Source organism: Acinetobacter sp. ANC 3832 (assembly GCF_002135415.1).
Classification (GTDB): Bacteria; Pseudomonadota; Gammaproteobacteria; order Pseudomonadales; family Moraxellaceae; genus Acinetobacter.
The window spans coordinates 195,953-219,820 of the sequence record NZ_NEGJ01000003.1 but is presented as its reverse complement, the minus strand read 5'-3'; the positions used below and the strand labels follow the sequence as shown (position 1 = coordinate 219,820).

Below are 23,868 nucleotides of genomic sequence, written 5' to 3'. Positions count from 1 at the left end.
GTAAGGGATGTCACTTCGTCAAGTATTGTAGGTTTATCTGGGTACAGGTGCTGCCACGGGCTATGACATTGTCAAAGGTTTTCAACATAGTTATGGTTATTTGTGGAATGCTAGCTTTCAGCAAATTTATCGTGATTTAGCAAAACTGCATAGTGATGGTTTAATCGAATGTGACATAGAGGAAAATGCACCTCGTCCACCACGGAAGGTTTATCGGCTGAATGACCGTGGTTATCTTGTCATGCAAGAATGGCTTGCGACCCCGCTTAAATTACCGCATATCAATAGTGCATTATTGGTAAAGCTAGCATCGGTTCATTTATGATGCAGAGGTTGCTCACTCTTGGGACTGTATTCAGCAAGGATTAATCCAGTTAGAAGAGTGGTTGGGTGGTCAAGTTGATCATTATTTGGTGGGTGATCAATTTAGTCTGGCAGATTTAACGGCAACAAGTATGCTTGCGCCATTGGTTGGACCTGAGAATAGTCCGTGGAGTGATGCTCGTTTATCGCAACTCGGTCGACAGCAACGGGATGAACTGAGACCGAGTTTAGCAGGACAATGGGTATTAAGACTTTATAAAGACTATCGAAATCAAGTATTACTCAAATAATGATTGAGTGACAGAACAATGATGAAAAAAATCTATATTTCTCTATTATTTTTAAGTGGTTTTTCTGGTCAGGTTTATTCTGCAGAAATAGATCAAGCGACTGCGAACCGTTTTATTTCAAATTTCTATCAAGCGATTCATAAACATGATATGACAACTGTCAGTAAGATGATGGATGATAAAGTTACCATTAAAATAGTATTAGCTGAAACAACACCGCAACAGACGTTTACGTTAACGAAGGTAGATTATTTACAGCAGTGGAAAGCCATATGGCGATTTGCTTCTGATGAAAAGTATGAGCTTAAAAATGTGAAGGTGAATACACTGAATGGCTTGGCTGTGGTGAGTTTACAGGGAAAACAAAATAGAGTATTTTTTGGCAAAAAAACAGTTCAGGAAAATGATCTAAACATTATGTTGAATAATGATCAAAACCGACTAAAAATTGTTGCTATTAACAGTAATACTAAATTGGGTTAAATTTAGGAAAGAATACCGTTCTTGCATAAAAGAGATCGTAAATACTTGCAAGATAGGTGTTTAATAGAAGATGGAAAAATAGTTTTAAAAGAATATAAGAAGTTTCAATAAAACTATAGATGACGTGAGATGAATTATTTATTCATTATCATATAAAAATTGAGTTTATACTTTCACATAAGCAATCATTTTAATGCGATAGTCAGGACACCGACCGTAATCATGGTGATGCCAAAGTATTCTTGTAAACTTGGACGTTCGCCTAAAAATATAATGGCAAAGATAGCGACCAATACCACGCTTAACTTATCAATTGGAGCAACTTGAGAAGCATTTCCTATTTGTAGAGCTCGAAAATAACATAGCCAAGATGCCCCAGTTGCAAGGGCTGATAAACTTAAAAATAACCATGTTTTGCCTGAAAGTAGAAATGGGTTTTGCCATTTACCGAGAATAAAGACGATAAAAATAAGGACAAAAACAATAATGATGGTACGAATAAGCATGGCATAGTCTGAATCTACGCCTTGAAGCCCAACTTTTGCAAAAATTGCAGTGAGAGCAGCAAAGTAAGCTGACAGTAAAGCCCAAAATAACCAGTGTTCTATATTCATTGTTATCACCTTTTTATGTTTAAAACTGATTTTCTAAGCTATCCATTATTTTTTTTATGTTTGAATGATAAGTCATAAATATATTAGGTGTCTTAAAGTAGTATTAACAATTTCTTTATTCTCTCATTTATGCAAATGAAATAGTTATGTGAGAAAGTTCACTATGAGAGCAATAAAAGGTAAAACGTAGCTTGACGATGTATTTAAGAAGAAAGGAATTTTAAAAGTAAGGCATTTAAAATTAAGGTCTTAAAAGACTAAGCCTATGTAGACTTAATCTAGATAAGAATAAAGAGATATTCTATGAACTGAATTGATCGATAATTGTGCTACTGGCTTCATTTAAACCAATAACCTCAACATCTATTCCATTTTCAAGGAATTTACTTTTTACAGTATTGAGCATTGCAACAGAAGTAATATCCCACACATGTGCTTGGGTTAAATCAATAACGACCTTTTCAACCTTCTCATCAAAATCAAAAAATTGATAAAACTTATCCGCACTACTAAAGAAAATTTGACCTTGAATTTGATATAAGCGGGTATGCTGATTTGAAAGAGTGGATTGAACCTTGACTTCACTTTCTAGTTTATTGATTAAGAATAATGCAGATAAAAGTACGCCAACTAAAACGCCCAAAGCCAGATTATGTGTTGCGAGAACAATAACGACAACAGTGACCATCACTACATTACTTTGCTTAGGATGTTTAGAAAAATTCTTTACCGAATCCCAATTAAATGTAGTGAATGCGACCATAATCATAATTGCAACTAAAGCAGCCATTGGAATATAAGCCAACCAATCTTTTAGAAATACCACTAAACACAGAAGAAAAACACCTGCAACTAAGGTCGATAAGCGAGTTCGTGCACCCGAGGAAACATTAATGATGGATTGACCAATCATGGCACAACCCGCCATTCCCCCCATAAAACCACTGACGATATTCGCAATACCTTGCCCGCGACATTCCTTATGACGATCACCTTCTGATTGGGTCGCTTCGTTCACAATAGTTGTTGTCATCATGGTTTCCAATAAACCCACTGTGGCAAGTGTGATGGCATAAGGAAAAATGATTTTTAAAGTCTCTAAATTAAGCGGAATATCAGGCATTAAAAAGATTGGTAGAGTATCTGGGAAATGACCTAAGTCACTGACAGTACGTATATCAGAACCAATCAATAAGGCGATTAAACTTAAAAGAAGAATACAAATTAATGGTGATGGAATGAGCTTGCCAATTTTAGGAATATAAGGAAAGAGATAAACAATAAGCAGCCCTAAGCCTACAAGTAAATAGCCTAAGCCATCCATTTTTAATAGCTCTGGAAATTGCGCAATAAAAATTAATATCGCTAAGGCATTCACAAAACCATAAACCACAGATTGGGACACAAAGCGCATCAGTTTGGCGACTTTGAAGTAACCCGCAATAATTTGTAAAATACCCGTGAGAATAGTGGTCGCAAATAAATATTGTAAGCCATGGTCTTTAACCAGAGTGACCATGAGTAAAGCCATTGCACCTGTGGCTGCAGAAATCATGGCAGTGCGTCCACCAAAAAAGGCAATGGTGACCGCAATACAAAAAGAAGCATACAAGCCAACTTGAGGGTCTACACCAGCAATCGCTGAAAAGGCGATAGATTCTGGAATGAGTGCCAGACCGACAACTAAACCTGCAAGAACATCTGTTCGAATATTGGAAAACCATTCCTCTTTTTTCAAACTAATCACAGCAAACCTTTCATCATTCTTTAAAGATGCGTATGTTAAAACATCTATTAATGAAAATGCAGGGGAATTTCACTTGAAAAAGAAATGCTTTTGCTGAATATTCAAAGGGTCATATTTTTTATATTTACGCTTTATTGCAATTTAGTTGGATTGAAAACTTGCAAGATTGTTGGAAGCGTTTTAAAACATTAGAAGTTCAATAACAAGGATCAAGTATGAAACTATATTATTCTCCGGGTGCATGTTCGCTAGCATCACATATTATTTTAAATGAAATTAATGTTGATTTTGACCTTGTTCGAGTCGATTTAAAAACACATAAAACAGAAAAAGGCGCTGATTATTATGAGATTAATCCTAAGGGCTATGTGCCTGCTTTAGAGATTAATCCGGGTTTGATTCTGACTGAAAATGTCGCAGTTTTACCATTTCTCGCACAGCATGATCCTAAACAGGATTTGATTCCACCATCAGGTTTAGGGCGCGCTAAAGTTTTAGAATGGTTAGGGTATTTGAATTCTGAATTGCATGATGCATATGCTGTGTTTTTTGGTCCAGCATTGTCAGAAGAACAAAAAGAGCGTGGCTATGCAACTATTAATAAAGTTTTAAAATATACAGATGACTATTTGCAAGAATCTGATTATGACTATCTTGTGAATGATCATTTCGGTCCTGCGGATGCCTATCTATTTGTACTCACAAATTGGTCAAATGGGATTCAGCATGATTTAACACCGTTTAAAAATGTGATTGCATTGCGTAATAAAGTGGCTGAACGCCAGTCAGTGCAAATTGCAATGCGTGACGAAGGCTTAATTCCTTAATTGGCTTGGACTATATTCACTTTATAAAAATAGTACCTTTAAAGGTGCTATTTTTATTTCAGCATCTGTTTTAGAAAGCTGTCGCTTTGTTTCAATTGAATTTTAGACAAATGATCAGGTTGAATAGGTGCTAAAGTCTTCCATGATATTTTAGGAGTCACATTTTCGATCCTCTCATTTTCTAAGGTGGTCTTTAATTTGTGTGTTAAAAAATTACCACTATAATTTGTGGATTCTCCATTATTTTTATTAAAAAAATTATATTCAAAACCGATCAACTTAAAATCTATGGTTTGCCATTGAAATCGATAGGTTGAAGAAATGCCATACCAATTAGAGCATGCGTTCATTTCAGCAAAGGTAAGATCTAAAACACCACGATGAATAGAAACACCACCACTTTCTATAGCATCATTAATGCAATTTTCTTTTTCAGAATAGGTCCAGTTTGGAATTTTTTTACTGAGGTTTAAATGCAATCGGTTTTTTTGAGACATTAAAATCAATAATTTACGATTCTGTAGTATTTGATTTTTAGGTTGAATAATAATGGCAAAGTCATCTTTTCTATCTTGATTTAAATCACCTTGAGCTTTAGAAATGATTTCCCAGTTTTTAGGGACAAATTGCTTTATAGATGGGGGAGTGGCATAGCAAAAATCAGGAAGTAAAAGGGCAGAAATAAATATAATTGATTTTTTCATAGAACAGGCTCAGCTTTTTAATCTTAACTAATTCTTCTTTGAATTTTATTATTGCTTTTTAAGCAATAATATTTTGCATATTTATGCGTTTTTCTCAATAGTTTTTTCAACTATATTGTCTGCAAATCAAATTTATCTAAGGCAAAATCATGAGTAATATTTTAATCATCAATGGTGCAAAACAATTTGCGCATTCCAATGGTGAATTAAATGACACGTTAACCCAAGTGGCAAATGAAGTGCTTGCTGAGTTAGGGCATACCATTAAAATAACACGCACAGATGGTGATTACGATATTACTGAAGAAATTCAAAAGTATGTTTGGGCAGATGTAATTATTTATCAAATGCCGGGTTGGTGGATGGGTGCACCGTGGACAGTTAAAAAATATATTGATGATATTTTTACCGAAGGGCATGGCACGTTATATGCGAGTGATGGGCGTAGTCGTTCAGATGCATCTAAAAAATATGGCTCAGGCGGCTTAATCCACGATAAAAAATATATGTTGTCACTCACGTGGAATGCACCGATGGATGCATTTACAGATGAAGATCAATTCTTTCATGGTGTGGGTGTAGATGGTGTTTATTTACCCTTTCATAAAGCCAATCAATTTTTAGGGATGCAAAGTTTGCCTACCTTTATTGTGAATGATGTGATTAAAGCACCGAATGTTGAATTGTATAAAACAGAATATCGTCAGCATCTATTGGCATTATTTGCTTAAGTCTATTTGCTGAGGAGAGGTTAAATCATGCTTACCGTTATTGCTGAAATTTTGACAGATTCTGAACAGGCTTTTCAAACAGTTATAGATTCGTTTAAAAGTATTCAGGCAAGCGTTTTAGACGAAGAGGGTTGTCATGGCTATGACTTGTATGTAGATAGTACAGTAGATAGCCCAATGCAAAACAAAGTGCCTTATTCAATTGTCATGTATGAATATTGGGAAAGCATTCAGCATCTTGAAGCACATATGCAAACCGTACATATGCAAGCACATCAAAAAACCACCAAAGGTTTGATTTTAGATGTCAAAATTAGAATCTTAGAAAAAGGCATTTGATGGTTTATATAAGATAAAGGTGATTTTTATCATCATTATATTTCTAAGTATTAATTTAAAAATGCCAGTGATAAAACTGGCATTTTTTTGAGATTAGATTTCACATGAGAAATTTAATCGTAAATGGATTTAAAGTAATCAAAAATTATTTAAAAAAATAGCCTGTTTCAGGCGAGCTAGCATTTGCCATACGTTTACGTGGCATACGACCTGCTAAGTAGGCTTCTCGACCTGCTTCAACTGCTTTTTTCATAGCAGAAGCCATTAAAATAGGATGTTGTGCTGCTGCAATAGCAGTATTCATTAAAACACCATCACAACCCAATTCCATCGCAATCGCAGCATCACTTGCTGTACCAACGCCTGCATCGACTAAAACAGGAACTTTAGCATTTTCTTTAATAATAGAGAGCGTATGCGGATTTAGAATGCCTAAACCTGAACCAATTAAACTACCTAAAGGCATAATTGCGACACAACCCATACTTTCCAATTCTTGTGCCACAATTGGATCATCAGAGGTATACACCATGACTTCAAAACCATCGTCAATTAAGGTGCGAGCCGCTTTTAAAGTATCGATGATATTGGGATATAAGGTTTTTTCATCACCTAAAACTTCAAGTTTTACCAAATTATGCCCATCTAAAAGTTCACGTGCTAGCATACAAGTACGAATAGCACTATTGGCATCAAAACAACCTGCTGTATTCGGTAAAATCGTATATTTTTCAGGTGGAAGCACAGAAAGTAAATTCGGTTGATCAGGATGCTGACCAATGTTCACTCGGCGAATAGCAACAGTTACAATTTCAGCGCCACTGGCTTGAATAGCAGTCTCTGTTTCATTGAGGTCTTTATATTTTCCAGTTCCGACAAGTAAACGTGATTTAAATGTACGAGAACCAATAATAAGAGGGGTGTCTTCCATGGGAGAGCTCCGTATTAGCCGCCACCGACAGCGTGAATAATTTCAATACGATCGTGTTCAAAAATAGGGGTATTTTCAAGTCTGCTCTTGGAAATGATCATCTCATTTTTTTCCACAGCAAATCGTTTTCCTTCCAATGCTAATTCTTGAATCAATTGCAATAAATTTTGGCAAGTGGTTTGTTGTTGCTCACCATTTAAATAAATTTGCATGAAAATTCCATCTATGCTGAATCAATTATTTTGAGTATTTGTATGCATTCCAAGCAAGCAATAGCCAGCCTATAATCATGAGTGCTCCGCCTATAGGTGTAATTGCACCAAAGATACGCAGAGAACCTAATGCCATGATATATAAAGAACCGCAGAAAATTAGAATGCCAAACTGGATACAGATAAAACTTGATTTAATGGGAAGTTGAGGAATCACTTTTGCAAGTATTCCCAATGCCAATAGTCCCAGTGCATGATAGAAAAAATATTCAGTCGCGGTATGCCACCATGTAAGTTGCTCAGCACTAGCACGTGCTTTTAAACCATGTGCCCCAAATGCACCTAAAATCACAGCCAAAGCTAAATTGAGTGCCGAAATTGCAATCCACATAAGCAAGCTTAACCTGAATAAATTTGCACAATACCTTAACACAATTATTTGTTAGGGATAAAGGCAAAATCATTTAAATGAGACGGTATAAAAGACAAAATAAAAGGGCAATCAAGCCCTAATATTTTAATCAATGAGGAAGTTATTTTAGTTTGAAGACATCGCCACTTTAATTTTTTCCATCGCATTTTTTTCTAGCTGACGAATACGTTCCGCTGAAACATTATATTCTGCAGCCAATTCATGCAAAGTCGATTTATCATCATCTAACCAACGACGTTGTAAGATGTTACGTGAACGATCATCCAGCTGTTCCATTGCACTGTGAAGCGCAGAATTACTTTGTTGTTCGTAATCTTCTTCTTCAACTAAGCGAGCAGGATCGTAACGGTTATCTTCTAAATAAAGCGCAGGAGCAACATGAGTTGAACCTTCATCGTCATCATCACCTTGAGCTTCGAAGGCAGCATCATAAGCCGTTAAACGGCCTTCCATCTCAAGGACTTGTTCTGCTGTGACATTTAAATCATTGGCAATCGACTGTGCTTCTTTCAACGTTAGTTTTTTACTGGATTTTTTAAGGCTACGTAAGTTAAAAAATAATTTACGTTGCGCTTTAGTCGTTGCGATTTTCACAATACGCCAATTGCGAATCACGTATTCGTGAATCTCGGCTTTAATCCAGTGAACGGCAAAAGAAACTAAACGAACACCCATATTAGGATCGAAACGCTTTACAGCTTTCATTAAACCAAGATTACCTTCTTGGATAAGGTCACCTTGAGGCAAGCCATAACCTGCATAACTGCGTGCAATATGCACGACAAAACGCAAATGAGACATCACTAACATTTTAGCGGCATCTAAATCTTGATCATAATAATAACGATCAGCCAACTCTTTTTCTTGTTCAGCTGTCAATATAGGAATCTGATTCACGGTACTAATATAAGCACCGAGATTTACACCAGGCGCAGATAAGGACAGGGGCATCAATTGATTGCTGCTGTCACTCATAAGTTCTCCTTATAGCATTTTCTTTGTATGACCAATGTGACCATATTAATGCGAATACCTTTCATAAGTAAGGAAATTTGGGTAGAGAAATGTAAAATTTTATGCAAATTTGCAAATATTGAGTCTCAATAAAAATTAACATTCTGTCAATACTAAATAATTAAGATTCAATCAAGTAGTGAAATTCATGATTTGACACTTTGGTTAATTGACATGAGATCTGATGTAATTGGCAATAACGAAGTATATCTAGTTCACTATGTGGGTCAGAAGCTTTCAATAAAAACACCTGATGATCCTGAGATTTTTTGAGCTCACGCTTTAGCATTAACAAGGGCATTGGACAAGGTTTGTGCATTGCATCGATATAAATGTGTTCAGTCATTTCCTTAAAAAATCAAGATATTTCGGGAAGTCTATTTTAACAAACAAAGAAACGAGAACCAAAAGATTTGAAGATTCTTTTTATGTAAAAGTGGATTTATGTTCATCTTTTGAGTTGGGTGAAATTTATACAGTGGTTTTTAAATATAATTATCAAAAAAAATTCTATTAATTACAATAAACCCGTGGTAAGCTCGTCGCGTACTTAAGATTAATGATAAGCAATTATTGTTTAGAATCAATCTTAAATATTTATGGATGTAACCCAGGATTTTGTTAATAGTTTTATAGAATGATTACAAACTTTGAAATACAAAAATATTTTAAACTTTGTTTGCTCTGCTGTTTGCAACACCGGGTGGTCCTTTTTCTTAATAACTGAGGATTAACTTATGACAGCTCGTGAACAAGGCGTTGTTAAATGGTTCAACGATACTAAAGGTTTTGGCTTTATTCAGCGCGCTGGTGGCGATGATGTATTTGTTCATTTCCGTGCTATTCAAGGTGACGGTCACCGTTCACTTCGTGACGGCCAACGCGTTGAATTCAGTGTTGTTCAAGGACAAAAAGGTTTTCAAGCTGAAGAAGTTCAGCCTTTAGACTAATATTTAGTTTTCGTAACTGAATATTCAAAAATGCCTCAATTCTATATTGGGGTATTTTTTATTCTAAAAAATAAATAAAATTAGATAGCTAACTCTTTCTTTTTGTATTTTTAATTTAGTTTTTCAATTGCGATAACCATGAGTCTTTCGTATGGATTGTGCTAAGTATTTATAACTAAAAATAACATCATTTTTGTTTTTCTTGTTTAATTCGAAACCAAATTCTTTATAAGGTTGGTTGATAGATGTTCTTTCAATATCAATGAGCTGGGAATTTTATAGGCGAGAAGGCGGTTAAAATACAAAAATGTAAATCATGATATGGGGAGTATTTAGTATTTTAAATAGATACAACTGATTTTATACAAGCTTGATGTTGTATATGTGAGAGGTCTGGTGGCTGTAGAGAGTGCGCTTTGAAGTGCTATTTTATTGTGTTTTTATAATTAGATTTTTAATTAAAAGTGAAAATATAGAATCTTAAAAATTAAAAAGCACCATTAAGGTGCTTTTTAATACATTCTACTTAAAGAACAACGATATTAGTCGCTGTAGGTCCTTTTTGACCTTGACCAACGCTGAATTCAACTTTTTGGCCTTCAAGTAAAGTTTTGAAACCAGAGCTTGAGATTTCGCTGAAATGAGCAAAAACGTCAGGGCCGCCTGATTCTTGTTGAATGAAACCGAAACCTTTAGTTTCGTTGAACCACTTAACAGTACCTTTAACAGTGTTAGACATAATCTATCCTATAAATTTTAACAATTTGGTATTTAAACCAATGGTTTGACAAGAAAACAGAGTGGAACTTTAAATCTAAAAAACGAAGGATTATGACTAAAACTGCGAAATATAAGGAGATTTACGTGAACAAAACTATTTCTCTATTCACGCAAGATTATACATGTAATAAAACAAAATTCAATTGATTAATTTTCTATCCATCACTAAAGGTTTATATGCTAGTCAATTTATGATTGATGGTATTGGAATTTTTGGTATAAAAACATTTTTAATCAGTATCTTATGTCTGTTGTGAGAGTTTTAAAATAAATGGTAATTAAATGTATTATTTGTGTTCGCTTGTAAAATAGGATGAAACAAAATGGATTAAGTTATGCGGATAGGGCAATTTAAGTCTATAATTGTAGAGATCAACATAAGAAGATAATTTTTTAAAAATGCTTTATTTATGCCGTATTTTAAAAAAATTATTTTGATAAATGATTGATTTTAAATTCTTTCAATAAGCAAGATGTACAATACACATGTTATTGCATTTTAGTTTTATATAAGATTCCGTTTTTTAGTCGATACAGTTAGAGCACGCATATATGGCATCTGGTTTCCAAACCTTGAGTTTACATCCGCAATTAAGTCAAGCGATTGATGCTTTAGGGTTTAAAGAGATGACCCCAATTCAGCAAAAAGTTTTAAGATATACTTTGGCTGGGCATGATGCGATTGGTCGTGCACAAACAGGTACAGGTAAAACAGCTGCATTTTTAATTAGTATTATTAATGATTTACTTGAAAAACCAATTTCAGGTCAGCGTTTTCGTGGTGAGCCTCGAGCATTGATTTTAGCGCCAACACGTGAACTTGCAATTCAGATTGAAAGCGATGCTAAAGATTTAACTAAATTTACCAATTTAAATGTCGTTACTTTGGTCGGTGGTGTTGATTTTGATAAGCAAAAGAAATTATTAGATCAAAACTTTGTTGATATTATTGTGGCTACACCAGGTCGTTTAATTGATTTTGTTGAGCAAAAAGAAGTTTGGTTGGATCAAATTGAATTTTTAGTGATTGATGAAGCAGACCGTTTATTAGATATGGGGTTTATTCCCTCAGTAAAACGTATTGTTCGTTATTCACCACGTAAAGAGCAACGTCAAACGCTTATGTTTTCAGCAACATTTAGTTATGATGTTTTAAATTTAGCTCAGCAATGGTTATGTGAACCTGTAACGGTTGAAATTGAGCCAGAAAAGAAAACCAATGCTGATGTTGAACAACGTGTTTACATGGTTGCAAAACAAGATAAGTACAAGCTGCTAGAAGAAATTTTACGTGATGAGCCGATTGAAAAAGTAATGATCTTTGCAAATCGTCGTGATCAAGTACGTAAATTGTATGATCATTTAAAAAGAGATGGCTATAAAGTGGTCATGCTTTCTGGTGAAATTGCGCAAGATAAACGTTTGAAAATGTTAGATCAATTCAAAAATGGTCAACATAACATCATGATTGCAACGGATGTGGCGGGTCGTGGTATCCATGTAGATGGTGTATCACATGTAGTGAACTTTACTTTACCTGAACAGTCTGATGATTATGTACATCGTATTGGCCGAACTGGTCGTGCAGGTACACAAGGTGTAAGTATTAGCTTCTTGTCAGAAGATGATGCTTTCTATCTACCTGAAATTGAAAAAGCCATTGGTCAAAAATTACCTTTGACACGTTTGGAAGGGTATTGTTAGTCTTAAATTTATTGATTAAATCATCAATAAAATAAAAAAACCTCACCTAAATTGGTGAGGTTTTTTTTAATTCAAGTTTTTTAGCTAATCGCCTTACAAGTAAATGTTAACGTGGTTTGATAGTCAGTATCTTTTTCAATGTTGGTATTCTTACCCAATACAGAACCTAAAACACCAGCAGCCGCTTGAATCATCTGTCCTGTTTTTTCATCAACAATACCTTTTAATGCACCTGTGTATTCAGACTTTTCATCAATAACGACAGGTGCTGCTTTTTTACCACAGGTATTATTCGCAGCATTAATGGCATTATTTTTTGCAATAATCTGACTTTTGCCTAGGCCTGTGACTTCGTATTGATTATTTTCTTTCTGAATAGCGAGACTTTGAGTTGGTGTGGTTGCACATGCTGTAAGAGTAATGGCTGCAATTGCAACACTTAAGCCTAAAACTTTCTTCGCGTTCATAATGGTATTTTGCATTTTTATTCCCCATGTTAAATAAAAGAGTCATTCCTATTGGAACATAGGAGTCGCATGTAATGAGGAGTAAGTTGTATAAAAATTGAAGTTTTCTATTGTATTACTGTGAATATCAAAGTGTTCATCGTGGTTTATAAAAGAGTGCATAGCGCATTTTTTTAAGATTATGCTAAGCTTGGAACATGATAGGTTTTATAGAAAATGATCAATGTCAGATTTAAATCTACAAGCAGTGCATGAAAATATTCATCAACGTCAGTCTATTGGTCATTTGCTTGAGCCTGCGCCAAATTCAGAGCAACTTGAAATTGCTTTTCAAGCAGCATTAACAGCACCAGATCACCATCGTTTAAAACCAACCCATTTTATTGTTGTAGCAGGCGAAGAGCGTGAAGCCTTTGGTAAATTATTGGCGGAAGTTGTTACTGATCTAGGTGAAATGGAAGAGGCACAAGTTGAACGTGTGAAACATCATCCATTTCGTGCGCCAATCTTGATTCTTGCGGTGACTAAATTTGTAGATCATCCGAAAGTTCCATATTTTGAACAGACTTTAAGTACGGGTGCTGCAATACAAAACTTCCTACTTTCTATGCAAGCTCAAGGGTTTTCAACCATGTGGCGTAGTGGAGCAGTGGTTGAATCTATATTCTTTAAAAAAGCATTGGGTTTGAATGAGCATGATTTGATTTCAGGCATTATTTATGTTGGCACAGCAGCAAAGGCTATTGCTCCGCGTGGTGAAATTGAAAGTCAAAATTATGTGAGCTTCTGGCATAAAAAAGGAAAATGATTTAAGACTTTTTGAATAAAGAAGTTGTAAGCATTTATGTTAGATGTCTATTGTTTAATAATTTAAAAGTGAAATGAGTTGGGATAAAAATAATGTCGGAATTAAAATTTTCAGATTTAGTTGAACCTGTGGTACTTGATCAAAAAACTGCATTGCGAGTGACTGTGTTGGGGGGCGGGAGTTTTGGTACAGCGATGGCAAATACGGCTGCACGGAATGGTTGCGATACCAAAATTTGGATTCGAGATCCATCTGTTGCAGAAGAAATTAATGCTACGCATGTGAATAAGCGTTATTTGGCTGACTATACTTTAGAAGCATCATTGCGAGCAGAGTCTGATTTAGAAAAAGCGGTGCGCGATCGTGACATTATATTGGTTGCGATTCCTAGCCATTCATTTCGTGACGTGCTTAAACAGATCAAGCCATTTATCAGTGCGCAAGCAGTTATCTCACTGACTAAAGGTATTGAAGCTAAAAGCTTTAGTTTTATGAGTGATATTATTCGTGCTGAACTTCCTGAAGTTCCGTATGGCGTGCTTTCAGGTCCGAATCTTGCGAAAGAAATTATGGCTGGAATGCCTGCGGGAACAGTGATTGCCAGTGACTCTGAGTTGGTGAGATACGCAGTTCAACAGGCTTTACACAGCGCATTGTTCCGCGTGTTTGGTAGTGATGATGTACATGGTGTAGAGCTCGGTGGTGCATTAAAAAATATTTATGCTGTAGCGATGGGTATGGCAGCAGCATATAAAGTGGGTGAAAATACCAAAAGCATGATTTTGACCCGTGCATTGGCTGAAATGAGCCGTTTTGCCGTTAAATTGGGTGCGAATCCATTAACTTTCTTAGGTTTGTCAGGTGTGGGTGATCTTTTTGCAACGTGTAATAGCCCATTGAGTCGAAATTACCAAGTCGGTTTTGCACTCGGTTCAGGAAAAACATTGGATCAAGCAACCAAAGAGTTAGGGCAAACAGCGGAAGGGATCAATACTATCGTACAGGTCAATACACGTGCTCAAGAATTAGATGTGTATATGCCAATTACAACAGCTTTATATGAAGTGATTTTTGAAGGAGCACCACCTTTAAATATTGCCGTATCACTGATGAAAAATGGACATCGCAGTGATGTTGAATTTGTATTGCCACATAATGAAGTTTAATTTTCAAGTCTAGGATTAAACTTGTCATAAAGCTTAGATATAATCAGTTTTAAATAAAATAGGGAAAGTAAATGCAACTGACATTAGTGAGACATGGCGAAGCTGCTCCACCGATTAATGGAAATGACACAAAACGACCATTAACCCAACGTGGTCATCTTCAAGCAAAGCAAACGGCAGAATTCTTAAAAGAGCTTATAGTGCCTGATGTCTTTGTAGTCAGTCCTTTGTTGCGTGCACAGGAAACTTTGGCACACATTCAGCATTATTTTAAAGATGTACCTGTTTTAATCTGTGATAAAATCAAGCCAGAAGATGATGCTAAATCTGCAGTGGAATGGTTGTCTCAGCTTCCTTATGGAAATATTATTGTTGTATGTCATATGAATGTTGTCGCGCATATTGCTGAGCAATTAACACTAGAAAATTTTAATCCTTTTGCTTTGGCAGAAGCGAGATTATATGAACAGACAGTCATCGTAAATGGTTTATCAACACAACAAAAAGCCTTTATTCCAACTGCATAAAAGCACTATATAATTAATTAACTGGCAGAAAATGATCGATGTTGTACTTATGGATGCCTGAAGCCAATGGGGTTTGGCAATGGTCGCGTGGTGAGCAATGGATTCAGTCACAAAGTCTGGAACAGCTTATTCATGAGGCTAAAATAGAACAAAATGAAGAAGCAGTGGTCTTTTTTCCTAGTCGTGATGTACAAATTCTTCAGCAAAACTTCAGTAAAACTCAATATAAGCAGTTGGGTGTAGATGGGGTTAAATATTTATTAGAAGAATTTGTGATCTTACCCATTGATCATATGAAGGTTTTTTCACACTTTCAGCAACCTGATCAGCTTTCAGTTTTGGGTGTTGCACAGAATACAGTGCAAACCATTCAACATGCTTTATTACTATTGCCGATTAAAGTTGTTTCATTGTTACCTGATTTTTTAATTTTGCCTGTTCCTGAAGCTAAGCAAAGTATTATTGCCAATATTAATGGCAGATTACTGGTTCGAGAAAATGAATTTCTTGGAACATCAATTGATGACCTAGCTGTCTATACGGAATTTGCTGTAAAAGACAGAACGTATCGATATAGTGGTTTGACCAGTGAACAAGTGGATAGTTTGTTTGCTGTTACAACCTCAGATTTACGTGAAAGTTTTGACTATTCATTCCTAGAGATTAAAAAGCCAAAAAGCCATCCTTATAATGTTTTGCCTAAAGCCAAACAATCGAATGACGGTATTTCGGGGTATTGGAAAGCATGTGCGGTATTGTTGTTAGCACTATGCGTTGTACAGCTCAGCTATGATGCTTTGCGATGGGTGAAACTCAAAAAAGTCGCAGATCAAACTGCTGTCATTGCAATTGATCAATATAAGTCATGGTTCGGCACCAATAGTCGTGTCACAGAACAGAATATTAAAAGCCAATTTGAAAGTAATTTACGTTTAAGTCAAAGTGCAAATACACAAGCCTTACAATTGTTGAGCCGAGTGGGTCCAATTTTAATGCAACATCAAATTGTTGCGAATAAGGTAAATTATGATACTGCAATTTTGCATATGGATTTGGTTTCAAAAACTGCGGACGGATTACAAACCTTAGTACAGCAATTAAATCAACAAGGTTTTAAAGCTGAATTAGGAAATGTACAGACGCAGGGTACATCTGTTATCGGATTGGTGAAAATACAATAATGAAAGCAATGGATAATATGCAGAGTAAATTCGATACTTGGTCAGATCGAATGAGTGATCATTTAGAGAAGATGTCGCCACGTGAACGTTATATGGTGGTTTTTACTTCGCTTTTTGTTGTACTTGCTTTGATCGGATCTGCGCTATGGTATACACATATTGCAGCAGAAAATCAAAATAAGCGTGTTAATGAACTGAAGGACTTGGTGGTCTGGATGCAAAGTAATGTTGTTACCATGAAACCTGCCAATGATTTAGCCATGACGACTGCTGAAAAAATACAGCGTGTTGCTCAACAGCAGAGTATTTCGGTTGCCTCTCAGCAAGTGGGAGAACAAATGCAGATTGTTGCTCAACATGAAAATTATGCGGTGCTTGCTAACTTTTTAACGCAAATTGCACAAATGGGCATTAGTATTGAAAAATTAGAGTTAGTGAAGTCTGAAGCTCAGATTAAATTAACAGCGACAGTACAATAAGCGGTGAAAATAAACACTTATCAGGCATGGTGTTTTCATGGGGCTGTGCCTATAATATGGCAACTTAAAAAGCCGTAGACTTTTATAGATATGTTGTATTCACTTGCTCGCCCATTGTTGTTTTCTTTGGCACCAGAGCGTGCACATGAACTGACATTATCATTACTTAAATCTTCCCATAAAATGGGTGTAATGCGTCAAGTTGTAGAATCGAAACCCGTAACATGTATGGGGATTGAATTCCCGAATCCTGTAGGTTTGGCTGCTGGTTTAGATAAAAATGGTGCTTATATTGATGCTTTGGCAGGATTAGGCTTTGGTTTTATTGAAATTGGTACAATTACGCCTAAGCCACAGGAAGGTAATCCAAAACCTCGTTTATTCCGCATTCCAGAAGCGAAAGCCATTATTAACCGTATGGGTTTTAATAATGATGGTGTAGATCAGCTCATTGAAAATGTAAAAGCTTCTAAATTCAAAGGGATTCTTGGGATTAATATTGGTAAAAATGCCTCTACGCCCGTTGAAGATGCTGTTTCTGATTATTTGATTTGCCTTGAAAAAGTATATAACTACGCTTCATATATCACCGTTAATATTTCTTCGCCAAATACCAAAGATTTACGTAGTTTACAAAGTGGTCATGCACTGACAGAGTTACTTGAAACTTTAAAAAACCGTCAATTGGAATTGGCTGAAGAACATCAACATTATGTGCCTTTGGTTTTAAAGGTCGCTCCTGATTTAACTTCACAAGATATCGACTTTATTGCGTCACAATTAATTCAATTTAAAATTGATGGTTTAATTGTGACCAATACAACCTTGTCACGTGAAGGGGTTGAAAATTTAGCTTTTGCAGATGAAGCGGGTGGCTTATCTGGCGCGCCAGTATTTGAAAAAAGTACTGCATGTTTGGCTGCTTTTGCTCAGTTACTGAAAGATAAAGTTCCATTGATTGGTGTTGGTGGTATTCTGGAAGGTGATCAAGCCCTCGCAAAACAGAAAGCGGGTGCAAGCTTGGTTCAAATTTATAGTGGCATGATTTATACAGGGCCGACTCTGATTAAAGATTGCGTTAAAGCTATGATGTAAACATGAATACCCCTGATATCATTATCCTGATTATTTTGCTCATTGGAGGGCTAAACGGTTTGCGACAAGGATTTGTTAAAGCCTTTGCGAACTTGGTAGGTTGGATTTTTGCGCTGATTGTCGGTGCAAAATATGCCAATATCATCGCACCCTCCATGGCATCACTGAGTCAAGATCCAGTGGTACAAAAAATTGCTGCTTTTGCATTTATTGTCTTACTTATTATTGTTTTAACGTGGATTGTTACCGCTTTTCTGAATCGAATTTTAAAGACTTTAAAGTTGGGTCCATTAAATCGTTTAGCTGGTGGTGCATTTGGCACCTTGAAAGGCTTACTGGTCGTCCTCATAACTATGCAAGGATTAGGTCCTTGGGTGGAAAGTTCTCCGCATTGGAAACAATCTAAGTTTATACAAACCTTATTACCATTCGCACCATTGGCAACGGAATTTTCTCGTAATGCGGCAAATCATGCATTGGATGAGATGAAGTCTGAAGGTGGTTCAGAGTCAAAGAATTTAGAGTCAGAACCTGATCAAAATCAAAAAGATCAGTCTTCTCATTCAACGAAAAACCCTTTTTATTAATCCTAGCTAGTCTGCGAGGTAGTTATGTGTGGAGTCGTTGGTATAGCTGGTAAAACACCTGTTAACCAAATGTTATTTGATGCGTTGACGATGTTACAACATCGTGGACAAGATGCAGCTGGGATCGTGACTTGCCATAATGGCCGTCTTTATTTAAGAAAAGACAATGGGATGGTACGTGATGTATTTCATACCCGCCATATGCGTGCTTTGCTTGGTAATTATGGCATTGGTCATGTTCGTTATCCAACTGCAGGTTCATCAAGCAGCGCGGAAGCGCAGCCATTTTATGTGAACTCACCTTACGGTATTACCCTTGCACATAATGGTAATTTAACCAACGCCGTTGAAATTCACGAAGATTTGTACAAAACCGATCTTCGTCATATGAATACTGACTCAGACTCTGAAGTATTGCTGAATGTGTTTGCGCACGAGTTGCACAAATGCGCGACTTTGTCACCGAGCCCTGAAGATATCTTTCATACGGTAAAACGTGTGCATGAGCGTTGTAAAGGTGCTTATGGCGTTGTTGCAATGATTACAGGGCATGGATTAGTTGGTTTTCGTGATCCAAATGGTATTCGTCCTTTAATTTACGGTTCTCGTGTACTTGATACTGGTGAGAAGGAATATATCATTGCATCTGAATCTGTTGCGATTACAGCGTTAGGTTTTAAAGTCGAACGTGATATCGAGCCAGGCGAAGCGATCTTTATTAATGATAAAGGTGAGTTATTCAGCCAACAATGTGCTGAAGGTTCACGTTATCGTCCATGTATTTTTGAATATGTGTACTTTGCTCGTCCAGATGCAACAATTGATGGTATTTCAGTTTATAAAGCTCGTTTAAAAATGGGTGAAACTCTTGCAGGTAAAATCTTACGTGAATGGGGCGTGGATCATGATATTGATGTTGTGATTCCTATTCCAGATACCAGTCGTACATCGGCATTAGAGTTGGCAAATATATTGGGCGTGAAATTCCGTGAAGGTTTCATGAAAAACAGATATATCGGTCGTACTTTTATCATGCCAGGTCAGTTACAGCGTGAAAAATCAGTCCGTCAAAAACTGAACCCAGTAGAACTTGAGTTTAAAGGTAAAAATGTTCTGTTGGTCGATGACTCAATTGTACGTGGTACAACGTGTAATGAGATTATTCAGATGGCGCGTGATGCAGGTGCGAAGAAAGTATATTTTGCATCGGCTGCACCTATGGTGAAATATCCCAACGTGTATGGTATTGATATGCCAGCGAAAGCTGAGTTGATTGCATCAAATCGTACTGTTGCAGAAATTGAAGATATTATTGGCGCTGACCGTTTAATTTTTCAAGATTTAGAAGATCTGAAAAATGCGGTACGTACAACAAAAGTTCCTGCAGTCACAGATTTTGATTGTTCTGTTTTTGATGGAATTTATGTAACAGGCGATATTGATGAAGCTTATCTTGATAAATTAGAGAAAAGCCGTAGCGATACTGCAAAGAAAGAAAAAGATGGTTACATCGATGTAAACATCGATTCAGCCTCTGTAGATTTATGTGGGATAACAGAGCACTAAGTAGCTGTTTTCCTTGATGTGTAAATCTCTTTGAAAAAGCGGGTAATTCCCGCTTTTTTAATTTATGATGATCGAATTGCGAATATATTCATTCATGTGCTACGTCATTGACAAATAAATGAATGTTCATTAGTCCTAAGCAATGTAATGAGGATGTTTACATTGAAAGATGTTGGTCATTATTTATTAAAAAACAAAAATATGTTGTGGTCTGCGAGTATCTGTTTGCTTGCGGTCATTTTGACCATTTTTATTTTAAATACCGTTTTAGGTTTACTGGTTTATTATATTAATCCAATACAATCCATCTTTTGGCATGCTTTAAGCCCTTATTTTGTGGGTTTATTGATTGTAATTATTGGTTTTTCTATTCTTTATGAATTTTATGTTTTCCGCTCGGGCGGGCATTCACTGGCTAAACAATTAAATGCAAGACGATTAAGCTTCATTGAAAGTACACCTGAAGAAAGCGTGGTTTTAAAGCTCACTGAAAAATTAGCGCAGACTTTTGAAATTGATGCGCCAGTCATTTATATCTTACCAGATGAAGTGGGTGTGAATGCACTGACGGCAGGTTTTCATCCTAAAGATACCGTGATTATTTTAACGTGGGGTGCATTACAAAATTTAGATGAACTTGAGCTATATGGCTTATTGGGGCATGAGTTCAATCAAATTTTATCTGGCGAAGCAACTGAGAATACTCGCTTAAAAATTTTGTATAGTGGCTTAACCACCTTTAGTCAGTGGGGCAGTAAGATCTCGAAGCAAGGTTTTAACCGTTATAACACGACGACACGGCATAAGTTTGAAACCAGTTTTGTGGCTATTGGTGGTGTCATTTGGTTGATTGGTAGCATGGGGATTTTGATTGCACGATTAATTAAATACCTAACTTTAGGTGGGCGTACTTTTTATAATGATTATAAAGCCAAAAGATTGATGCTGAACAATGCCAATATACAGACTTTATTGCGTATTTATGTGCATCATGCGGGTTCGCAAATCCATAGTGAATATTCAGAAGCGATTGCACATATGTGTTTTGCAAATTCACTCAGCCCACAAAGTTGGTTGAATATTCATCCGAGTATTGAAGACCGAATTTTTGAATTAAATCCAACTTTATTGCAAGATTTACAACTTGAAAACCTAAAAAAACTGAAAATCCAGCCTTTATTTAGTATCTTACGGCCATTAGAAGAGGCGAATATTGAGGCTTACAATCCATGGGTTTCACCACAACCATTGCCATTATTACGTTTATCACCCATTAGTTTTGCACTGAATGATGCAATTAAGCCGTTGAATCCTGAAATAAGAAAAAATATGCAACGTCCTGAGCTTATTCAGCGTGCGATGCAAACCGCAACAGGTTCAAGAGAGGTGATGGTCGCTATTTTAATGATTCGCCAATATCGTGAATATATTCCATCAGAAGCGGAAGTCAGTCGTGCAATTGTTGATTCATTGCTGAATTTAGATGGGCGTGTTCATATTCAGATTTTTCATGCTGCCTGTGAAAATTTGGGCAATATGCCTGCAACCAGTGCCCGTCAATTTATAACAAAATTGGCTAAAATTATTCAAGAAGATGGTGAAATTGGTTTATTGGATGCATTGCTGATAGAAAAGGTTAAAAGTGAATTAAATTTATTGCCGCTACATACACCATCCTCATTAGAGAATGTTAAACCGCAAATTGTACGTTTAATTGATGCATTACTGCATGTTCAGCAAATTAATAGTGCCAATCAACTTGATGTACGTTATCAAATTCTAGAACGTGTTTTGAGTCATGATGAACTTGAATTATTTGAAGAAATTTCGGATGAGCCGATTGACTTGGGTGAAATTGTTAATGATATTGCGGGGCTGTTATTGCGAGATCGTTTGGGTATTCTAGGAATAGCGGAAATTTGTTTGTGGAATGATCGTATTATTACTCAAGATGAATTAGATGTCTTAGAATTGTTATATTGGCGATTGGGCTTTGAAACAGAAGATATGATTGATCAAATGCAGAAGAAAAATAGCATTATGATTATTTAACAGCTATTTAAACAATTATTGAAAAGAGTGGTTAAAATAGTTGTCTAATTTACATCATTAAGTCTTGGTAAATATTGAGTCGGACAGCGATATAAATGAGTAGAGAGAAAGCTCAGCAAAAGATTGAAAAGCTCGTTAAAATAGCGCCAAAGTGAAATGATTTAGAATTGTGATGAATGTGAATATGCTAGAACATCAGCGGAGTGTTTTAACTGCCTTAGGTATCGATGTTTGGGTGCCTAAAACTGATGTGCGTTCACGTACCTATACGAAAAGCTTGTATAGAGATATTGCTGTTGCTGAAGTTGAAAGTCAGATTGAGTTTCAGATAAAAACTCCAATTATTCATGCTAAAGAAGAAGAATCTGTTCATATCCCCGTCAAAGCCAAAGTTGAAGCGATTGTCGAGAAGTGTGAAGAACCATCACAATTATCTGTTGAATCTGTTCGGGTCATTAAAACAGACTTTGATTTACAGCCAGCATTAGATGTTGAGCCTTTCACATTACAAGCATATTGTTTGCATCATTGTGTTCTTATTTTGGATGCAACAAATTTAACCGCTGATCAAGCGAAATTGTGGAGTAATATACAAGCAGTGCAAAGGGGCTTGTATCACGAGTTAAAATGGCCTTTTGCCTTAAAACAATTTCAAGATGGGCGTGGTGCTGCGGCTTATATCCAAGGTTTTATGGATACTTTGGCACAAGAAAAACAAGTTTTAAGTATTGGTATTTTGGTGCATTCACAAGAGCAACAATTTATTCAATTGGCAGGTTTGCAGGAAATGTTGGAGCAACCTTTATTGAAACGTCGTTTATGGCAATTTATGCAACCTAAAGTCAGTCAAATGGAAGTGAAATGAGTAACAAAGTTGTAGTCTTTAGTCAAATTGATTCAGATGTTTTAGAAAGTTTACAAGCACGTTATAACGTAGTGTTGATTAACCCTAAAAATGGCGATGTGAATGAACAAATTCGAACGGAAGTGGTTGATGCTGATGCGATGATAGGTTCAGGGCGATTACTGAATGAAAGTAATCTGGCTACTGCACAAAAACTTAAAATCATTTCCTCTGTAAGCGTGGGCTATGATAATTATGATGTTGAATATTTAAATCAACAAAAAATTTGGTTAGCCAATACACCACACGTGTTGACTGAAACCACCGCTGATTTAGCCTTTACTTTGTTGATGAGTGCTGCACGCCAAGTTCCACATTTAGATCAATGGACAAAGCAAGGGCAGTGGAAACGCACAGTAAGTACAGCGCAGTTTGGGCGAGAAATTTTTGGGAAAAAACTTGGAATTGTTGGTTTAGGCAATATCGGTGCTGCTATTGCTCGACGTGGTTTTTATGGTTTTAATATGGATGTTCTTTATCATAATAGAAATGAAAAAATTGAGTTGGCACAATCTTTAAATGCACAATATCGAAACTTAGAAGCCTTATTGCAAGAATCTGATTTTGTGGTTGTTGCTGTAGATTTAAACAGTGATTCTAAGGCACTGATTGGCACGAAAGAATTTGATTTAATGCAAAAACATGCTGTTTTTGTCAATATTGCACGGGGTTCTGTCGTAGATGAGCAGGCTTTATTTGAAGCTTTGCAAGAACAGAAAATCTTTGCAGCAGGATTGGATGTATACCAAAAAGAGCCATTACAAGATTCTGAATTATTTAAATTAAACAATATTGTGACATTGCCACATGTTGGCTCAGCGACTGCGGAAACGCGCCGGAAGATGGTAGAATTGGCGTATCGTAACTTAGAAGATGCTTTGGAAGGTCGTACACCACGCTATTTGGTCAATGCAACTTTTGGTTAAAACAAGATAACACTTCACTATAAATTT

29 protein-coding genes are annotated in these 23,868 nt (G+C 36.2%); 19 read left to right on the top strand and 10 right to left on the bottom strand.

Annotated elements, in window-relative coordinates; genetic code table 11:
- Positions 1–37 precede the first annotated feature (37 nt).
- Genes B9T35_RS05445 through B9T35_RS05435 form a run of 3 tightly spaced genes read left to right on the top strand, consistent with a single transcriptional unit; the run spans position 38 to position 1,097 of the window.
- Positions 38–325 carry a PadR family transcriptional regulator gene (locus tag B9T35_RS05445; protein WP_086190105.1) on the top strand — a complete coding sequence of 96 codons (288 nt, stop codon included), beginning with the start codon at positions 38–40 and terminating at the stop codon, positions 323–325.
- A complete protein-coding gene (locus B9T35_RS05440) occupies positions 318–614 on the top strand; it encodes a glutathione binding-like protein (protein WP_139842006.1) in 297 nt (98 codons plus the stop codon). The genes B9T35_RS05445 and B9T35_RS05440 overlap by 8 nt, the downstream gene beginning before the upstream one ends.
- Positions 615–632: 18 nt before the next feature.
- Entirely contained in the window at positions 633–1,097 is a 465-nt protein-coding gene (locus tag B9T35_RS05435; RefSeq protein ID WP_086190103.1) for a hypothetical protein, read from the top strand.
- A 185-nt stretch (positions 1,098–1,282) separates the two neighbouring features.
- Here B9T35_RS05435 and B9T35_RS05430 read toward each other — a convergent pair whose 3' ends face one another.
- Complete coding sequence (locus B9T35_RS05430) at positions 1,283–1,711, bottom strand: EamA family transporter (protein ID WP_086190102.1); 429 nt, start codon at positions 1,709–1,711, stop codon at positions 1,283–1,285.
- A 301-nt stretch (positions 1,712–2,012) separates the two neighbouring features.
- Positions 2,013–3,458: a SulP family inorganic anion transporter gene (locus B9T35_RS05425; protein ID WP_086190101.1), complete on the bottom strand. Its 1,446-nt coding sequence runs from the start codon at positions 3,456–3,458 to the stop codon at positions 2,013–2,015.
- 215 nt (positions 3,459–3,673) lie between these two features.
- Between B9T35_RS05425 and B9T35_RS05420 the strand changes: the two genes are divergently transcribed.
- Positions 3,674–4,285 (top strand): glutathione S-transferase family protein, encoded by a 612-nt coding sequence (locus B9T35_RS05420; protein ID WP_086190100.1) that lies wholly within the window; start codon positions 3,674–3,676, stop codon positions 4,283–4,285.
- Between the two features lie 53 nt (positions 4,286–4,338).
- On the opposite strand, the gene B9T35_RS05415 is transcribed toward B9T35_RS05420, so the two are convergent.
- Positions 4,339–4,989, bottom strand: coding sequence for a hypothetical protein (locus tag B9T35_RS05415; RefSeq protein ID WP_086190099.1), 651 nt, complete (start codon positions 4,987–4,989; stop codon positions 4,339–4,341).
- Between the two features lie 149 nt (positions 4,990–5,138).
- On the opposite strand from B9T35_RS05415, the gene B9T35_RS05410 reads away from it, so the two are divergent.
- Positions 5,139–5,720, top strand: a complete 582-nt coding sequence (locus B9T35_RS05410) for an NAD(P)H-dependent oxidoreductase (protein ID WP_086190098.1) — start codon at positions 5,139–5,141, stop codon at positions 5,718–5,720.
- Between the two features lie 27 nt (positions 5,721–5,747).
- Entirely contained in the window at positions 5,748–6,059 is a 312-nt protein-coding gene (locus B9T35_RS05405; RefSeq protein ID WP_086190097.1) for a putative quinol monooxygenase, read from the top strand.
- 145 nt (positions 6,060–6,204) lie between these two features.
- Here B9T35_RS05405 and B9T35_RS05400 read toward each other — a convergent pair whose 3' ends face one another.
- The 5 genes from B9T35_RS05400 to B9T35_RS05380 all read right to left on the bottom strand — a co-directional run bounded on the left by B9T35_RS05400 (position 6,205) and on the right by B9T35_RS05380 (position 8,995).
- Positions 6,205–6,990, bottom strand: a complete 786-nt coding sequence (locus tag B9T35_RS05400; RefSeq protein ID WP_086190096.1) for a thiazole synthase — start codon at positions 6,988–6,990, stop codon at positions 6,205–6,207.
- A gap of 14 nt (positions 6,991–7,004) precedes the next feature.
- The gene (thiS, locus tag B9T35_RS05395) at positions 7,005–7,202 is read right to left on the bottom strand and encodes a sulfur carrier protein ThiS (protein WP_086190095.1); all 198 of its coding nucleotides are present in this window, start codon (positions 7,200–7,202) and stop codon (positions 7,005–7,007) included.
- Positions 7,203–7,227: 25 nt separating this feature from the next.
- Positions 7,228–7,593 (bottom strand): DUF423 domain-containing protein, encoded by a 366-nt coding sequence (locus tag B9T35_RS05390; protein ID WP_086190094.1) that lies wholly within the window; start codon positions 7,591–7,593, stop codon positions 7,228–7,230.
- A gap of 147 nt (positions 7,594–7,740) precedes the next feature.
- On the bottom strand, positions 7,741–8,610 hold the full coding sequence (rpoH, locus tag B9T35_RS05385) for an RNA polymerase sigma factor RpoH (protein WP_086190093.1): 870 nt from the start codon (positions 8,608–8,610) through the stop codon (positions 7,741–7,743).
- A gap of 160 nt (positions 8,611–8,770) precedes the next feature.
- The gene (locus B9T35_RS05380; protein ID WP_086190092.1) at positions 8,771–8,995 is read right to left on the bottom strand and encodes a sulfurtransferase TusA family protein; all 225 of its coding nucleotides are present in this window, start codon (positions 8,993–8,995) and stop codon (positions 8,771–8,773) included.
- Between the two features lie 391 nt (positions 8,996–9,386).
- On the opposite strand from B9T35_RS05380, the gene B9T35_RS05375 reads away from it, so the two are divergent.
- Positions 9,387–9,599 (top strand): cold-shock protein, encoded by a 213-nt coding sequence (locus B9T35_RS05375; protein ID WP_004822370.1) that lies wholly within the window; start codon positions 9,387–9,389, stop codon positions 9,597–9,599.
- A gap of 526 nt (positions 9,600–10,125) precedes the next feature.
- Here the strand turns inward: B9T35_RS05375 and B9T35_RS05370 are convergent.
- On the bottom strand, positions 10,126–10,338 hold the full coding sequence (locus B9T35_RS05370) for a cold-shock protein (RefSeq protein ID WP_086190091.1): 213 nt from the start codon (positions 10,336–10,338) through the stop codon (positions 10,126–10,128).
- Between the two features lie 593 nt (positions 10,339–10,931).
- On the opposite strand from B9T35_RS05370, the gene rhlB reads away from it, so the two are divergent.
- Entirely contained in the window at positions 10,932–12,083 is a 1,152-nt protein-coding gene (gene rhlB, locus B9T35_RS05365; protein WP_086190090.1) for an ATP-dependent RNA helicase RhlB, read from the top strand.
- An 80-nt stretch (positions 12,084–12,163) separates the two neighbouring features.
- Here the strand turns inward: rhlB and B9T35_RS05360 are convergent, their stop codons facing one another.
- Complete coding sequence (locus B9T35_RS05360) at positions 12,164–12,550, bottom strand: hypothetical protein (RefSeq protein WP_086190322.1); 387 nt, start codon at positions 12,548–12,550, stop codon at positions 12,164–12,166.
- Positions 12,551–12,773: 223 nt separating this feature from the next.
- Here B9T35_RS05360 and B9T35_RS05355 point away from each other — a divergent pair, with 223 nt between their 5' ends.
- From B9T35_RS05355 to B9T35_RS05305, 11 genes are all read left to right on the top strand, one after another.
- Entirely contained in the window at positions 12,774–13,358 is a 585-nt protein-coding gene (locus B9T35_RS05355; RefSeq protein ID WP_086190089.1) for a nitroreductase, read from the top strand.
- 92 nt (positions 13,359–13,450) lie between these two features.
- A complete protein-coding gene (locus B9T35_RS05350; protein WP_086190088.1) occupies positions 13,451–14,524 on the top strand; it encodes an NAD(P)H-dependent glycerol-3-phosphate dehydrogenase in 1,074 nt (357 codons plus the stop codon).
- A 71-nt stretch (positions 14,525–14,595) separates the two neighbouring features.
- Positions 14,596–15,051 carry a SixA phosphatase family protein gene (locus B9T35_RS05345; protein WP_086190087.1) on the top strand — a complete coding sequence of 152 codons (456 nt, stop codon included), beginning with the start codon at positions 14,596–14,598 and terminating at the stop codon, positions 15,049–15,051.
- Positions 15,052–15,089: 38 nt separating this feature from the next.
- Positions 15,090–16,232 carry a type II secretion system protein GspL gene (gene gspL / locus B9T35_RS05340; RefSeq protein ID WP_086190086.1) on the top strand — a complete coding sequence of 381 codons (1,143 nt, stop codon included), beginning with the start codon at positions 15,090–15,092 and terminating at the stop codon, positions 16,230–16,232.
- Complete coding sequence (gene gspM / locus B9T35_RS05335) at positions 16,232–16,711, top strand: type II secretion system protein GspM (RefSeq protein WP_171264222.1); 480 nt, start codon at positions 16,232–16,234, stop codon at positions 16,709–16,711. Before gspL ends, gspM begins: the two co-directional genes overlap by 1 nt.
- A gap of 90 nt (positions 16,712–16,801) precedes the next feature.
- Positions 16,802–17,806 (top strand): quinone-dependent dihydroorotate dehydrogenase, encoded by a 1,005-nt coding sequence (locus B9T35_RS05330; RefSeq protein WP_086190084.1) that lies wholly within the window; start codon positions 16,802–16,804, stop codon positions 17,804–17,806.
- A 2-nt stretch (positions 17,807–17,808) separates the two neighbouring features.
- The gene (locus B9T35_RS05325) at positions 17,809–18,393 is read left to right on the top strand and encodes a CvpA family protein (RefSeq protein WP_086190083.1); all 585 of its coding nucleotides are present in this window, start codon (positions 17,809–17,811) and stop codon (positions 18,391–18,393) included.
- Positions 18,394–18,417: 24 nt separating this feature from the next.
- Positions 18,418–19,959, top strand: coding sequence for an amidophosphoribosyltransferase (purF, locus tag B9T35_RS05320; RefSeq protein ID WP_086190082.1), 1,542 nt, complete (start codon positions 18,418–18,420; stop codon positions 19,957–19,959).
- 162 nt (positions 19,960–20,121) lie between these two features.
- Entirely contained in the window at positions 20,122–22,011 is a 1,890-nt protein-coding gene (locus B9T35_RS05315; protein WP_086190321.1) for a M48 family metalloprotease, read from the top strand.
- A 184-nt stretch (positions 22,012–22,195) separates the two neighbouring features.
- The gene (locus B9T35_RS05310; RefSeq protein WP_139842005.1) at positions 22,196–22,876 is read left to right on the top strand and encodes a hypothetical protein; all 681 of its coding nucleotides are present in this window, start codon (positions 22,196–22,198) and stop codon (positions 22,874–22,876) included.
- Positions 22,873–23,841 carry a 2-hydroxyacid dehydrogenase gene (locus B9T35_RS05305; RefSeq protein WP_086190080.1) on the top strand — a complete coding sequence of 323 codons (969 nt, stop codon included), beginning with the start codon at positions 22,873–22,875 and terminating at the stop codon, positions 23,839–23,841. The genes B9T35_RS05310 and B9T35_RS05305 overlap by 4 nt, the downstream gene beginning before the upstream one ends.
- The last annotated feature ends 27 nt before the right edge of the window (positions 23,842–23,868 follow it).